The organism is Sorangium sp. So ce1153, from assembly GCF_051521595.1.
In the GTDB taxonomy this organism is placed as follows: Bacteria; Myxococcota_A; Polyangia; order Polyangiales; family Polyangiaceae; genus Sorangium.
The window spans coordinates 663,000-677,514 of sequence record NZ_CP150361.1 but is presented as its reverse complement, the minus strand read 5'-3'; the positions used below and the strand labels follow the sequence as shown (position 1 = coordinate 677,514).

Here is a 14,515-nt window from a genome sequence, read left to right as displayed (position 1 = left end):
TGTAAAGCTGCTCTGGCCGACAGACGCCCGTCCTCGCGCCTCCGGCACCTGGAACGTCCCCACGTGAGCTCTCCGCCGCCCTACGCAGCCTGGTTCCAGACCGTCGCCGGCTTCTCGCCCCACGGCTGGCAGCGCGCGCTCGGCGAAGCGGCAGGCTGCGCGCACCGGCTCCTGCGCATCCCGACCGGGTTCGGCAAGACGGCAGGCGTGGTGCTGCCCTGGCTCTACCATCGCGTGCTCCGCCGCGATCTCGGCTGGCCCACGCGCCTCGTCTTCTGCTTTCCGATGCGCACGCTCGTCGAGCAGACGGAGGCCGCCGTCGCGGCCTGGCTCGAGCGCTCGGGATTGCCTGTCTCCGTGCACGTCCTCATGGGCGGCGTCGAGGCCCAGCGCTGGGAGCTCTCCCCCGAGCAGCCGGCCATCCTGCTCGGAACTCAGGACATGTTGCTCTCGCGCGCCATGAACCGCGGCTACGGCACCGGCCGCGCGCGGTGGCCGATGACGTTCGGCCTCGTGAGCCAGGACGCGCTCTGGGTGCTCGACGAGATCCAGCTCATGGACGTCGGGCTCGCCACGAGCGCCCAGCTCGCCGCGTTCCGAGATCACGACGCGGCCGCGCGACGGAGGCTGCGGCTGCGGCCCGCGGTCGCATGGTGGATGAGCGCCACGCTCCAGCCCGGGTGGCTCAGGACCGTCGACTTCGACGCGCAGGTCCCCGCCCTCGACGAGCAGGCCGTGCGCATCCCCGCGGCGGAGCGCCAAGGAGGCCTCTGGGACGTCCGCAAGTCCATCGAGCTCCGCGACGCCGCCGCCGAGACCGACGTCGCGAAGCTCGCGCTCGATCTGCACCAACCAGGCACGCTCTCGCTCGTCGTCGTCAACCAGGTGCAGCGCGCCGTCGACCTCTTCCAGGCGCTCGACGAGCGATGTCACGAGCGCAAAGGAAAGACACGTGTCCGACGCCCCGGCGCGCCGGAGCTCAAGCTCGTGCACAGCCGCTTCCGCGGCGCGGAACGGGCGCAGTGGAGCCGCGACTTCCTGAGCCGCGCCGCGAGCCGGCCCGAGGCGCTGCCCGGCGAGGGGCGCATCGTCGTCGCCACGCAGGTTGTGGAGGCGGGCGTCGACATCTCGGCGCGCCTGCTGATCACCGACCTCGCGCCCTGGTCGAGCCTCGTGCAGCGGTTCGGGCGCTGCGCACGCTACGAAGGCGAGTCCGGCGCCATCCTCGTGCTCGGCAAGACGAAGACCGCCGCGCCGTACGCCGAGGCCGAGCTCGACGCCGCCGCCGAGGCGACCGCGGCGCTCGCCCGGAGCGCCGGAGACGCCTCACCCCGCGCCATCGACGCCTTTGAGCAGACGTGCGCGCCGGACCTGCTCGGCCGGCTCTACCGCCATGCGCCGGCGCACGTCCTCCGCCGCCGCGATATCGACGAGCTGTTCGATACGACGCCCGACCTCACCGGCAGCGATCTCGACGTCGGCCGGTACATCCGGAGCGGGGACGACCGCGACGTCCGCGTCTTCTGGCGGCACGTCGAGCCGCAGAGCAAGAGCGTGTCCCGCGAGCAGATCGGCCGGGTGCACCGCGCCGAGCTCTGCCCCGTCCCGGTCCGCGATCTGCGCGACTTCGCGCGCGCCGATCGCGGCGGCCGCCCCGTGTTCGCGCTCGACTACGTGATCGGCGCCTACCGCAGGGTCGAGGACGTCGAGCGCATCCCGCCGGGGAGCACGCTCCTCCTGCCCTCGTCCGCGGGCGGGTACAGCGCGGATCTCGGCTGGAACCCGAAGGCGAGCGCGGAGGTTGCGCCCTTCCCCCCGCCCGCGGAGCCGGCCGACGGCGCGGCCCTGCGGCTCGATCGCAGCGCCGAGGCCGCCGAGGACGACAGCCTCTCGCGGGCTGCCTGGAAGAGCATCGCCACGCACGGCCGCGAGACTGCGCAGGCGCTGCGCGACATCGCGGACGCCCTCGGTCTGCCCGCGAGGACCGCGGCGCTGCTCGATCTCGCCGCGCGCTGGCACGACGCGGGCAAGGCGCACGAGGTGTTCCAGGAGGCGATCGCGCAGGACGCGCGCGCGAAGGCCGGCGAGATCGGCCAGCGACGAGACCTCGCCAAGGCGCCCGGTGAGGCGTGGACCGGCAAAGGCTACCCGGCGCGGCCGGGCTTCCGGCACGAGCTCGCGAGCGCGCTCGCCCTGCTCGCGTTGCTCCGCCGCGCGGCCCCGCTGCACGCGGCGCTGCTCGGAGGCAGCGCGGAGCTCCTCGCCGCGCTGGGCGAGCCGCCGCCCGCGGCGCCGCCGGAGGACCCCATCGACGGAAGCCATCCGCTCGCGCGCGAGCTCGCCGCGCTCTCCGACGAGGAGCTCAACCTTGTCGCCTTCCTCGTCTGCGCGCACCACGGCAAGGTGCGCACCGCGTGGACGACCACGCCGCTCGACCAGGCCGCGGGCCACGGCGGCATCCACGGCGTGTGCGAGGACGACGCGCTCGGCCCGTTCGATCTCGCCGCTGTGGAAGGCGACGCCCCGGTGCCGTCGCTCACGCTGTCCCTCGAGCCCGCCGCGCTCGGCGTCGGCGCGCGGTTCGGCGCCTCCTGGGGCGAGCGCGTCGCCGGGCTGCTAGAGGCGTGGGGCCCGTTCACGCTCGCCTACCTGGAGGCGCTGCTCCGCGCGGCCGACGTGCGCGCCTCGATGGATGCGACCTCATGAGCCTCCACCTGCACCACCTCGCCGGGTGCACCCCCGAGCCGATCGCCGGCTACCTCAAGGCGCTCGGCGTCCTCCGCGCCGTCGCGAGCCAGGCCGACCGCGGGGCGCGGGCCCGCTGGAACAGCGGGCGGTTCGAGCTCGTGACGTCGCTCGATCGGGACGGCCTCGCGCGCTTCTTCCTGGAAGCATACGCGCCGTCGCCGATCATCGCGCCGTGGAATGGCGGCAGCGGCTTCTACCCGAAGGACTCGAAGGACGGTATCGAGCCGCTCTCGTCCTCGGCGGCGGACCGCTTCGCCGCCTACCGCGAGGCTGTCGCCACGGGACGTGCGATCGTGGCTGCGCGCAGCGAGAGCCCGAAGGGCGAGGAGAAGCTCGAGATGCTCCGCGCCTGCCGGCGCGCGTGGCCCGAGGCCATGCTCGCGTGGCTCGACGCCGCCGTCGTCCTGGCCGGCGACGCCGCGAAGTACCCCGCGCTGCTCGGCACGGGCGGCAACGACGGCCGGCTCGACTTCACCAACAACCGCATGCAGCGCCTGGTCGAGCTCTTCGATCCGGCGACCGGGGCCGCGCGCCCGGGGGCGCGCCCGCTGCTCGCGGCCGCGCTCTTCGGCGAGCCGGCACCTGGGCTGGAGCGGCGCGCTGTCGGCCAGTTCTTGCCGGGGAACGCCGGCGGTCCGAACCAGACTTCGGGCACCATGGGCGAGTCGCTCGTGAACCCGTGGGACTTCGTCCTGCTGCTCGAAGGGGCGCTGCTCCTGCCCGTCGCGGCGGTGCGGCGGCTCGAGAGCGCGGGCCTGGTGCAGGCGGCCGCGCCATTCGCGGTGCGCGCGCGCGCCGGCGGCTACGCCAGCGCGTGCGCCGCCGACGAGGGCAACCAGCGCGGTGAGCAGTGGATGCCGCTCTGGGGCGGCGCAGCGACGCTCGCCGAGGTGCGCGCGCTCTTCGCCGAGGGGCGACTCGTCGCCAGCGCGAACAAGCGGCAGGCGGGCCACGCCATCGACGCGGCGCGCGCGGTGGCCAGCCTCGGTGCCGCCCGCGGCGTGAGCGAGTTCGTCCGGTTCGGATACATCGAGCGCAACGGGCAGGCGAACCTCGCGGTGCCGCTCGGTCGCTGGGCGGTCGAGGCGGGTGATCGCGGCGTAGCCTCGTCGCGCTCACGGCTGCTCGACGAGATCGACCCCTGGGTCGAGGGCCTGCGCAGCTTGGGCCAGGGCGACAACGCGCCCGCGGCGCTCGGCCGCGCACTCCGTCGCGTGGAGGCGGCGATGCTCGCGGTGTGCCGCGATGGATCTCCCGAGCGCTGGCAACGGCTGCTCCTCGGGCTGGCCGAGGCTGAGGCGGCGCTCATCTCTCGGCCGAAGGTGGCGGCGGCAGCGCCCTGGCTCGGTCCGCTTCCGCTGCTGTCGCCCGCGTGGTGGAGCGCGGCCGACGACGGCTCCGCCGAGCTGCGCCTCGCCGCCGCCATCGCGTCGCAAACAGGTCCGGCGGAGCGCGCCGGCACGGACGAGATCGGCCCGATCCGAGCGCATTGCCTCCCGCTGGATCCGCGCTCCGGCTTCCGCCGCCTCGCGTTCGGTGCCGACGGCCTCGTGCGCGACCCGCGCGTCGTCTGGGCCGGCCGCGATCTCGCCGACGATCTCGCGGCCGTGGCGCTGCGCCGCATGATCGAGGCCCCCCTCCACGGGGCGCGCTCCTTCCCCCTGCGCGGCCGCGCGTACGCGCCCCTGGACGACATCGCGCTGTTCCTGGACGGCGCAGTGGACGAGGCGCGCGTCGCCGGGCTGTCGCGCGCCCTGATGGCGGTCGACTGGCGGCGTGCGCCGCGGCCGTCGCGTGCGCCTCGCGCCGAGCGCCCGTCGGCGCTGCACGCGCTGTTCCGGCTGGCCTACACGCCCGACGCGGTGAAACCCCTGCCTGCTTCCGGCCGCGATGGAGCGGCGGGCGACCTGGCCCCGCTTGCCCCACGGCTCGATCCGGCGCCGCTGCGCTTGCTCGTCGCGGGCCGCCTGCACGACGCAGGGGCTGCAGCGGTGCGCACGCTGACCGCAGCTGGCGCGCGCCCGAAGCTGCGCCTCGTCGCGGGCTCCGCCGATCTCGCGCGGCGCCTCGCCGCGACGCTCGCCATCCCCGTCGCGCCCGAGGATCTCGCGACGCTCCTCGTTCTGGTCTGCAAGCCGGCCGGTCCTGCCGTCAAGGACACGCCGTCCACGCCGCCTCCCGCGGCGCCTGCCCTGTCGGAGTGATCATGCCCATTGATCTCAGCGCCCTGCTCCCCGATCGCACCCCGTACCCCTCTCGCCTGCTGCTCGAGCAGGAGCTGCGACCCGTGCAAGGGGTCCGCTTTCAGCCGACCGGCTTCCCGGACCTGGGCGCGAGCCTCTTCGAAGATCCCGTGAGCGGCGGCCAACGGCTGCTCGTCGAGAGTGCGCAGAGCATGGCCAACCGGCTCGAAGCGGTGTGCTGGGATCGGGCCGCGCAGGACCTGGTTCCCGAGCTCAAGGGGCTGTCGTACGTGCGCGTGCTCCGCCAGGACAAGAGCTACCTCACGAGCTCGATCACGGAAGCGCACCGGCTCAATTCGCCTTACATCCTGGAGAGCAAGGACAGGTCGTTCTTCAACCGGCTGAAGGACGAGACCGCGCCCCTTGCGGAGGGGCCGATCGATCGCAGGAAGCTCGCGGCCATCGTGTTTCGCTACGACGCGAGCACGCTGCTTCACGGCCTCTTCCTCGCGAAGCCCGACCTCGTGGGCGGACGGTTGCGCATCGAGCGCGCGCTGTCCTCGTTCATCGAGGCGGAGGACGTGCGCGTGGCCGCCTCGGGTGGCGTGAAGAACGATGGAGTGAACCCGAGCGGCGATACGGGCAAGGGCTTCGGCAACGTGCCGTTCCACCGCGACGAGTACACCGCGAGGCGCATCATGGCGTTCTTCAACCTCGATCTGCACCAGATCCGCGGCTACGGCCTCGGCGTGGCGGCGGAGCGGCTGCTCACGCTGCTCGCGCTCTACAAGATCGCGGCGCTGCTCGAAGGCGACCTGCGCCTGCGTACGGCGTGCGATCTCGCGCCCCAGGGGCCGCTGCGCGTGGTCCGCCCCGAGCCCTTCGTCGTGCCGCCCGCGGCCGCGCTCCGGGCGGAGCTGCCCTCGGCCATCGCGGCGTGCAAGGACCTGTTCGCGGGCGCTGGCGCTCCGACGACCGTCACGTTCTCTTCGTGATGCTGCGGCTAGCGATTCGGTTCCTGGCCGGCTCGTATCACGCGACCCCCTGGGGCCGGCACGTCAACGAGGGGGAGATCGAGTGGCCGCCGAGCCCATGGCGCCTCTGCCGTGCGTTCCTCGCGACCGGGTTCGCCCGGCTCGGCTGGACGGCGGTGCCGCCGGAAGGACGGTCGCTGATCGAGCGGCTGGCAGCGTCGCCGCCCGTCTACCACCTTCCGCCGGCATCTACCGGTCATACGCGCCATTACATGCCCGTCCACAAGAACGCCACGGCGAAGGTGCTCGACGCGTTCGCGTTCGTCGGACGCGGCGACGGCGCGGTGCTCGGCGTCACGTGGGAGGTCGAGCCGACGGCGGCGGAGCGAGCGCTCTTCGAGGCGCTCGCAGAGCGCTTGAGTTACCTGGGACGCGCCGAGTCCTGGGTAGCCGCCGAGGTCACGGAGGTCCTGCCGGAGGACCTGGCTCCGTGCCGCGCGTCGGAGTGTGCCCCCGGGCCGGGTCACGAGCGCATTGCGCTGCTCGCGCCGCTGGACGCGGCGGCGTACGCAGCATTTCGAAGAGAGCGCGTGGGCGGGCCGGGCGGGGCAGAGCCGGAAGGGCCGGCGCGGCGGGGCGCCAAGGCGCCGAAGAAGACCGTGGCTTCCAGGGAGGCCGCGAAGCTCGACGCGCTCTACCCGGCGGACCTCCTCGCGGCGCTCCTCAAGGACACCAGCGAGCTCCAGCGAGACGGGTGGAGTCAGCCGCCCGGCAGCCGGTGGCTGTCGTACTGGCGCGCCCGCGATGCCCTGGCACAGGCGCCGGTGAGAGCGACACGGGCTGCCCACCGCCGCGGATCACGGGAGGATACCGCGCTGCTCGCGCTCGCATCCGACACCGCGCGGGGTGAGGTTCTGCCGCTCCTCATCGACGGCCTGCTCCGCATGGAGGTGCTGCACGCGGCGCTCATCCGACACTCCGACCGCGGCGATGGCCTCGGGCCGTCTCCCTGCCTGACCGGAAAGGACGCCCACGCAGAGCCGCTCAGAGGCCACGGGCACGCGTGGCTCCTGCCAGCATCGCTCGACCGAGCGGACCATATCGATCACGTGCTCGTGCATGCAGCGATGACGCTCGACGAGCGCGCGCGCGAAGCGCTCTCCAGTGTGCGAAAGTTCTACACGAAGGACATGTGCACGTTCATCACGCTGGTGGGTGTCGGCACGCGGGAGGACTTCGAGCAGGCGGTGCCGTACGTCAGGGCGGCGAAGGTCTGGAAGAGCGTGCTGCCCTTCGTGCCTCCGCGGCACCTGAAGAGGCAGGGAGCGAACTCGCTGGAGGGCCAGGTCCAGGCCGAGCTCGCATCCCGCGACCTGCCACGCGCCGAGCGCATCGAGGTGGAGCTCGACGGAGGCGACTACTGCGCCGCGAGCGATTTCTGGGAGCTGTGGAGCCGCCGTCACCCGGGTGAGGTCCGCGTCGAGGGGTCCGGGGAGGGTGCTCCGCGGCCGGAAGAGCGCCTCGCCACGCACTGGCGCCTTTTCCGCAACGTGCGCCTGCTCAAGCCCGAGCAGCGCCCTCCCGTCCCCACGAGCCTCGGCCTGCGCCTCACCTTCGCTGAACCCGTCCGCGGCCCGATCGCCCTCGGCTATGCCTCCCACTTCGGCCTGGGCGCGATGACCCCAGCGCCGTGATCCGCCGCCCCGGATCTCCTTCATCCCCACCCCACCCCGCCGTATCCTCCTCGCTGGAGGCGCTCCATGCCCACCGCGACGAGACCCCAGAACGCCACGCTCACCGGCGCGCTGCCGCTCGACCGGCCCACGGCGGAGCGGCCGCACCGGCTCTACGTGGCCACCTCGAACCACTGCAACCGGTCGTGCCCGTGGTGCTGCACCTGCTCGTCGCCCCGCGGGCAGACGTTCCTCGCCCTCGACCGCTACCGCGCGAGCTTCCCGGCCGAGGGCCCGTTCGAGGTGCAGCTCGAGGGCGGCGAGCCCACGATCCACCCGCACTTCGACGAGATGGTGCGCCTCGCCCGCGCCGAGCCCCGCTGCGCGCGCGTCGTCGTGGTGACCAACGGCGTCGAGGTCCCGCGCGACCCGGCAGAGCTCGACGCCTGGCTGGAGCAGCTCGGCGAGCCCACCACGATCAAGCTCTCGGTGAACCACCACCTCCTCGAGCACGACAGCGGCCTGCTCGACCTCGCGCGCGCCCTGCGCGAGCGGCTCGCGGCGCTCGGCGGCGACCGCCAGCTCGTCCTCAACGTCCGCCTGCGGAAGAGCGAGCCCGACGGCGACGCGTGGATCGTGCAGGCGGTGCGCGACGCGGGGCTCATCGAGCTCGCCAACGTGTTCCACCTGCAGCGCTATGGCTTCGCGCAGAAGCACGAGGACTGGGACGAGCCGTTCCTCGTCGGCACCCATTTCACGATGCTGAACCCCGACGGCCGCGCCTTCGGCCCCGACCTCGTGGCGCGCTCCGACGCGATGAGAAGGCTGCCGTGAGCGCGCGCCCCTTCCGCGACGAGTGGCGCCGCCTGAAGAGCCGCGCCTTCGACCTGACCGGCAACAGCACCGCGGGCGAGACGGTGCGCTTCGACCTGTGGGGCCGGCCGGTCGAGGTCTATCGCAACGCGAACTTCTCCATCTACAGCCGGCAGCCCTGCAACGCGAAGTGCCACTTCTGCGTCGAGGAGCTCAGGCCGGCGTCGCGCGGGCGGAGCCTCTCCGTGCAGAAGGCGGTCGAGGACGACGACGGGCGCTATTTCGACGCCATGGCCGAGTCCCTGGACGCGCTCCGGCCGCTCGACCCCACGGTCTCGATCACCGGCGGGGAGCCGAGCCACGACCCGCGGCTGCCCCGCATCCTCGCCCTCGGGCAGGCCCGCCGCGGCCGCAAGCGGACGCTCACCACGAACGGCTCTGGGCTGCTCCAGCAGCGCGAGGGAAAGCGGGTGATCGACTGGATCGTCGACTCGGGCGTCCAGCACCTCAACATCAGCCGCGCCCACCCCGATCACGACCGGAACGCCCGGCTGATGGTGATGAAGGACGGCCTGACCGTCGACGAGCTGCGCGGCGTCGTGGCGACGGCAGCGGCGGGCGGAACCCGGGTGCGCCTCTCCTGTGTGCTCCTCCAGGGGCAGACCGACTCGGTCGATCACATCGTGGCCTATCTGCGGTTCGCGCGGTCGCTCGGCGTGGACAACGTGATCTTCCGGCAGCTGATGAAGACCGACCCGACCGCGGTGGTCGAGAACCACGTCGTCAAGTACAGCGATCGCGCCCGCGTCCAGCTCGAGCCGCTCCTCGACGCGCTGAGCGCCGACGCGCGGTTCTCGTTCGAGCGGCAGATCGTTGGCTATTACTACTATGTCGAGGTGTTCCGCTTCGAGGACATCGATGTCGTCTTCGAGGAGGCCGATCTCGCCCAGCTCGAGGAGACGAAGCGCTCGGGACCGGGCATCGTCCACGAGCTGATCTTCCACCCGAACGCCAGGCTCGCGTCGACCTGGCAGCCCTGGGACGGCATCCTGGGCCCGCCGCCGCCGTCACCGCCGACGATGCGCGCCGCGCTCGACGCGTCATGACGCCGCCCGTCATCCCCCTGCCCTACATCGGCCGGAACCTGCTCTTCCTCGAGGAGGTGCTGGACGAGATCGAGGCGCGCGGCATCACAGGCCCTCTTCTATTCCGCGCGAGCGAGATGGACAAGCTGCCTCGCCTGCTCGAGCACGGCACCGACCGCGCCGGGTACCCGGGAGAGCGGCCGTGGACCGACGGCCCGGATCAGGGGCGCCCGATCCGGCACGAGGACGTGATCTTCGCGACGACCGCCGACGAGATCCGGAGGGGAGAGCGGGAGCCCGAGCGGTCCACGTCGCTCAAGAAGTTCGCCTTGATCGAACGGCCGCTGTTCGTCGCGCACGACGCCCGCTGCTTCGTCAAGCTGTGCGACCGGCAGTACGAATACAGCGATCCAGCGCGGAAGCGGGCGGCGCTCGTCGCGCTGTTTCCGGTGGCCAGGGCCACGCCGATCCAGGGCTGGTTCTCCGAGGAGGACGGGCTCGCGTACCGGGCGCTCGTGCGGTCGATCCGGGGCGGCGCGATGGTCGAGGTGGGCTCGTGGAAGGGGCTCTCCACGGCGTACGTCGGACGGCTCGCGGCGAGGAACGGCGTCGCGCTCCATTGCGTCGACGCCTGGGAGGGCTCCAGCGACGCGTACGACGCGCGGTATCGCGCCCTGCTGGAAGCGGAGGACGTGCCCGGCGTGTTCCGGGCAAACATGGAGGCGCTCGGGATCCGGCCGAGCGTCCACCGACTCGCGTCCACGGAGGCGGCGACGCGCTTCGCCGACGCGAGCCTGGATCTCGTGTTCCTCGACGGCTCGCACGACCGGGCGGCCGTGCTCGCGGACCTCCAGGCGTGGTGGCCCAGGCTCAAGCCGGGCGCGGTCCTGGCCGGGCATGACCACAACGAGAAGCACGCGGGCGTCCTGGAGGCTGTCGCGCGCTTCATGGCGAGCGCTGGGCGCGTCATCGAGCGCAGCGCAGGGTCGGTGTGGTGGACGCGGCGATGAGAGGGAGATGAAGAAGCGTCTCTTCGTGGCGACAGGCGCCTATGCGTGCGGCAAGACCACGACGCTCCGTCATCTCGCGTCGACGCGGGGTCACCGCGTGCATGGCGAGGCGCACCGGCGCGTGCTCGATGAGCTCGGCGCGCGCACCCACGGCCACCCGCCGGACGAGCCGTTTCGCAGGATCGACGCGCCGGAGCACGTCTGTCCCATGTGCCGCAAGCGGGAGTTCGCCGCCCGGGTGCTGGAGACCCAGAAGGCGATCGAGGCGGAAGCGCAGAGCGGAGACTGGCTGGAGCGCGGGTATCTCGATCCAGTCGAGTACTATCTGCGCACGAGCGGAGAGGAAGAGTACCCCTGGCCGCCCGGCGAGCCGGCGTTCGAGCGGTATGCGCTGGTGTTCCTGTTCGCCGTGATGCCGGAGCTCCAGGCGCCGCGCTGGGGCAGGAGCAGAGAAGAGCGCGCCGCCGAGGCCGAGCGGATCAACCAGCGGCTCGGCGCGCTCTACCGCGCTGCCGGCTTCGAGGTGGTCGACGTCGGCCCCGGCACCGTGGAGGAGCGGGCGGAGCTCCTGGCGAGACGGGCGCATGATACAGGCTGAACAGCGATTCGTTATCCATGGTGTCTGCTGGCAGACCTACGTGAGGCTGCGGGACGAGCTGGATAGACCTGGCCTGCGGATGACCTTTTTCGAGGGCACGCTGGAGCTGACGAGTCCATCCATCGATCACGAAGCAGCGAAGAAGAGCATCGCCCGGCTGATCGAGCTCTTCGCGCTGGAGCGGATGTGCCGCTCTATAGCTACGGCTCGACCACGTTCCGTCGCGAGGATAGGTCACGCGGCCTCGAGCCCGACGAGTGCTACTGCGTCGGCAGCGCGCTCAAGGAGTTCCCCGACATCGCGATCGAGGTGGTGCTGACGAGCGGTGGGATCGACAAGCTACCTGTCTACAGCGGTCTCGGCGTGCGCGAGGTCTGGTTCTGGGAGCACGACGCCTTCCAGATTCATGCCTTGCGCGGCGAGGAGTACGAGGCCATCGCGGCCAGCGAGCTCCTTCCAGATCTGGATCTCGTCGCGCTCGCGCGGTTCGTGCGCTGGCCGGATCAGCACGCGGCGGTCAAGGCGTTCCGCAGCTGGCTGCGGAACGGGACCTGAGACCGCTCGCGCGGCAGCGCGTGGCGCTCAACCGTCCGCGAAGTCCTGAGCGAGCCGCACGTCCTTGAGCTCGGCGCCGAGCAGCTCGATCGCGGCCGTGACGAGCGGGTGGTCGGCCACGGCGCGCCGGGCGGCCTCGACGCGCGCCTTGCGCTCGGCGGTCTCGACCTGAGCGAGCGACGGGCCAGCGCTGCCGCGGGCGATCGTCTCGAAGACCAGCTCGGCAGGGCCGCCGAAGTGGGCGTGCAGGGCGCGGGCGAGCAGCTCGCGGGCCGGGGGCTCGGTGGCCTGGCCGGACAGGAACGAGTTCGCCTCGTAGCCGAGCACGACGCGGGTCGGCGTGAGCTCCAGCACGGCCGCGTGCTCGAGCACGGAGGCGAGCGCCGGCCGCATGCCCCGGACCGCGGTGATCACCGCGCGCCAGGTGGCGAGGTCGCCAGCGCTCATCGCCGGTGGCGGCGCGCTCGTCCTTGACGTGGGTCCCGGCGCCGCGGGGGGCGGGGGGCTCTGCGGAACGGAGTAGAGCGCGCCGCGCGGCGAGGGAGGCGGGACGCTGTCGGCGCGCAACGCCGGCGCGGCCGCGCCGCTCGGGTACGGCGTCGCCCTCGCCAGGGCCGGCGCGGCGCCGCCCGCGAAGGTCGCCGCCGCGCCGTTCACGCCCGCCGCGCCGTTCGCGCCCGGCGCGCCGTGCATGAAGGGGACGACGTTGGCCGCCGCCGCACCGCTCGCCGCCACGCCGCCGTTCGCTCTCCCCGCCGCGCTCGCGCCCGGCGCAGCAAACGCAGTCGGCGCGGCATACGCAGTCGGCGCGGCATACGCAGTCGGCGCGGCATACGCAGCCGGCGAGCCGTTCGCTCTCGCGACGCCGTTCGCTGCCGCCACGCCGTTCGCTGCCGCCACGCCGTTCGCTGCCACCACGCCGTTCGCTGCCGCCACGCCGTTCGCTGCCGCCACGCCGTTCGCCGCGGTGACCGCCACGCCGTTCGCTGCCGCTGCGCCGTTCGCCCTCCCCGCCGCGCTCGCAGTCGGCGCGGCGTACGCGGTCGGCGCGGCGTACGCAGCCGGCGAGCCGTTCGCCCTCGCCGGCGCGCCGGTTCCAGCCGGCGCGCCATACGCGTTCGCCGCGCCGTTCCCAGCCGCCGCGCCGTTTGTAGCCGCCGCGCCGTTTGTAGCCGCCGCGCCGCTCGCCCTCGCCGCGCCGTTCCCAGCCGCCGCAGGCGCGCCCGCGCCCGCGCCGCGCGCATCCTCCGGCGCAGCCTCGGCCAGCGCCGCGCCGCGCCGGGGCGCCGCCGCGCCGCCGGAGGGCGCGCCGGGACGCTGCGGTCCGCGCTCCGGCGCGCCGCCGCCGCCACCCCCGCCACCCCCGCCGCCACCGCCGCCGTTCAGGCGCCGCTCGAGATCGCCGAGGCGGCGCAGCAGCTCGTCGATCGGCAGGAGCGGCGGACGCCTGGCGAGCCGGACGAGCGCCATCTCGAGCGACGCCCGCGGCTGGCCGCTCCGGACGATGTCGTCGAAGGCGCGCGAGAAGCCCTGGTGCAGCCGCGTGAGATCGTCCGCGTCCGCCCGCGCCGCGAGCGCCCGCGCGTCGGCCACCTCCTCGTCGGCGAGATCGAGCAGCGGCGCCGGATCGTCGCAGACCTTGGCCACCACGAGATCGCGCAGGTGCGCGAGGAAGTCGCGGGCCACGTGCGGCAGGTCGTACCCCTCCTGCGCGAGCTCGCCGACGATGCGCACGCACGCCGCAGGGTCGCCGTCCACGAGCGCCTCCGCGAGCCGGTGCAGCACCACGCGGTCGGCCACGCCGAGCACCTTCGCCACGCCCTCGGCCGTGATGCGATCGCCGCTCGTCCCGACCCACGCGATCACCTGATCGAGCAGGCTCATCGCGTCGCGCATGCTCCCCGCCGCCTCGCGCGCGAGCGCGCTGAGCGCCGGGTCGTCGGCGGGGATCTTCTCCTGCTCGAGCACCCAGCGGAGCCGCGCCGCGATCGCCTGCGCCCCGATGAGCTTGAAGTCGTAGCGCTGGCACCGGCTCAGGATCGTGACCGGGACCTTGTGCACCTCCGTCGTCGCGAAGATGAACTTCACGTGCGGCGGCGGCTCCTCCAGCGTCTTCAGGAACGCGTTCCACGCCGCGTTCGAGAGCATGTGGACCTCATCCACGATGAAGATCTTGAACCGGTCGCGCGCGGGCCGGTACGGCAGGCTCTCCTGGAGCTTGCGCACCTCGTCGACGCCGTTGTAGCTCGCGCCGTCGATCTCCTGGACGTCGACGTCCGCGCCGACCGTGATCTCGGTGCACGGCGCGCACGTTTGACACGGCTTCGCCGTGGGGCCGTGGACGCAGTTCAGCGCCTTCGCGAGGATGCGGGCGCTCGTCGTCTTGCCGACGCCGCGGACACCCGTGAAGAGGAAGGCATGGGCGACGCGATCCCGCGCGATGGCGTTGCCGAGCGTCGTGGAGACATGCTCCTGGCCGACGAGATCCTCGAAGGACTGCGGGCGCCATTTCCGCGCGAGGACGACGTAGCTCATACGCTGCTCGACTAGCACCTTCTGACGGGCGCGTCGCCGCAGCTGTGGCCAGCACCGACGTCGCCCCGCATTCCGGATAGTTTGCCAGAGTTGCCGCGCCGAGCGCACCCCGCTCCGTCGCGGCCGGGAGCGATCTCCGCGCACCGAGGAGCACCTGGAGAGGCAGGAGCCGCCGCTCCCTGGAAAAGCGGAGGCGCCCGCCTCCCGCGGCGCCCGCCTCCCGCGGCGCCCGCCTCCCCCCGCGCTGCCGCCCCCGCCCCCCGCGCTGCCGCCCCCGCCCCCCGCGCTGCCGCGCCCCCCGGCGCACGCTGCCGTTCCCGCCCCCGCCCGCGGCCCTCCGA

At 73.2% G+C, this 14,515-nt stretch carries 9 protein-coding genes and 1 pseudogene; 9 read left to right on the top strand and 1 reads right to left on the bottom strand.

Annotated elements, in window-relative coordinates:
* Positions 1-63: 63 nt before the first annotated feature.
* The 9 genes and pseudogenes from cas3g (at position 64) to WME85_RS02330 (ending at position 11,639) form a co-directional block, all read left to right on the top strand.
* On the top strand, positions 64-2,706 hold the full coding sequence (gene cas3g / locus WME85_RS02370; RefSeq protein WP_437834931.1) for a type I-G CRISPR-associated helicase/endonuclease Cas3g: 2,643 nt from the start codon (positions 64-66) through the stop codon (positions 2,704-2,706).
* Complete coding sequence (cas8g1, locus tag WME85_RS02365) at positions 2,703-4,952, top strand: type I-G CRISPR-associated protein Cas8g1/Csx17 (RefSeq protein ID WP_437834929.1); 2,250 nt, start codon at positions 2,703-2,705, stop codon at positions 4,950-4,952. The genes cas3g and cas8g1 overlap by 4 nt, the downstream gene beginning before the upstream one ends.
* A 2-nt stretch (positions 4,953-4,954) precedes the next feature.
* On the top strand, positions 4,955-5,926 hold the full coding sequence (cas7g, locus tag WME85_RS02360; RefSeq protein WP_437834927.1) for a type I-G CRISPR-associated RAMP protein Csb1/Cas7g: 972 nt from the start codon (positions 4,955-4,957) through the stop codon (positions 5,924-5,926).
* Positions 5,926-7,599: a type I-G CRISPR-associated protein Csb2 gene (gene csb2, locus WME85_RS02355; RefSeq protein ID WP_437842229.1), complete on the top strand. Its 1,674-nt coding sequence runs from the start codon at positions 5,926-5,928 to the stop codon at positions 7,597-7,599. Before cas7g ends, csb2 begins: the two co-directional genes overlap by 1 nt.
* A gap of 66 nt (positions 7,600-7,665) precedes the next feature.
* Positions 7,666-8,412: a radical SAM protein gene (locus tag WME85_RS02350; protein WP_437834926.1), complete on the top strand. Its 747-nt coding sequence runs from the start codon at positions 7,666-7,668 to the stop codon at positions 8,410-8,412.
* Positions 8,409-9,497, top strand: a complete 1,089-nt coding sequence (locus WME85_RS02345; protein WP_437834924.1) for a radical SAM protein — start codon at positions 8,409-8,411, stop codon at positions 9,495-9,497. The genes WME85_RS02350 and WME85_RS02345 overlap by 4 nt, the downstream gene beginning before the upstream one ends.
* Entirely contained in the window at positions 9,494-10,486 is a 993-nt protein-coding gene (locus WME85_RS02340) for a class I SAM-dependent methyltransferase (protein ID WP_437834922.1), read from the top strand. Before WME85_RS02345 ends, WME85_RS02340 begins: the two co-directional genes overlap by 4 nt.
* A gap of 7 nt (positions 10,487-10,493) precedes the next feature.
* Positions 10,494-11,084 carry an ATP/GTP-binding protein gene (locus WME85_RS02335; RefSeq protein WP_437834920.1) on the top strand — a complete coding sequence of 197 codons (591 nt, stop codon included), beginning with the start codon at positions 10,494-10,496 and terminating at the stop codon, positions 11,082-11,084.
* Positions 11,071-11,639, top strand: a pseudogene (locus tag WME85_RS02330) (Uma2 family endonuclease). Before WME85_RS02335 ends, WME85_RS02330 begins: the two are co-directional and overlap by 14 nt.
* A gap of 27 nt (positions 11,640-11,666) precedes the next feature.
* Here WME85_RS02330 and dnaX read toward each other — a convergent pair.
* Positions 11,667-14,174: a DNA polymerase III subunit gamma/tau gene (gene dnaX / locus WME85_RS02325; protein WP_437834918.1), complete on the bottom strand. Its 2,508-nt coding sequence runs from the start codon at positions 14,172-14,174 to the stop codon at positions 11,667-11,669.
* Positions 14,175-14,515: the final 341 nt, after the last annotated feature.

Coding starts and splice junctions, on each gene's coding strand:
- cas7g (WP_437834927.1), top strand. CDS start 4,955: ATGCCCATTGATCTCAGCGCCCTGCTCCCCGATCGCACCCCGTACCCC.
- cas8g1 (WP_437834929.1), top strand. CDS start 2,703: ATGAGCCTCCACCTGCACCACCTCGCCGGGTGCACCCCCGAGCCGATC.
- WME85_RS02350 (WP_437834926.1), top strand. CDS start 7,666: ATGCCCACCGCGACGAGACCCCAGAACGCCACGCTCACCGGCGCGCTG.
- WME85_RS02340 (WP_437834922.1), top strand. CDS start 9,494: ATGACGCCGCCCGTCATCCCCCTGCCCTACATCGGCCGGAACCTGCTC.
- dnaX (WP_437834918.1), bottom strand. CDS start 14,174: ATGAGCTACGTCGTCCTCGCGCGGAAATGGCGCCCGCAGTCCTTCGAG.
- csb2 (WP_437842229.1), top strand. CDS start 5,926: ATGCTGCGGCTAGCGATTCGGTTCCTGGCCGGCTCGTATCACGCGACC.
- WME85_RS02335 (WP_437834920.1), top strand. CDS start 10,494: ATGAAGAAGCGTCTCTTCGTGGCGACAGGCGCCTATGCGTGCGGCAAG.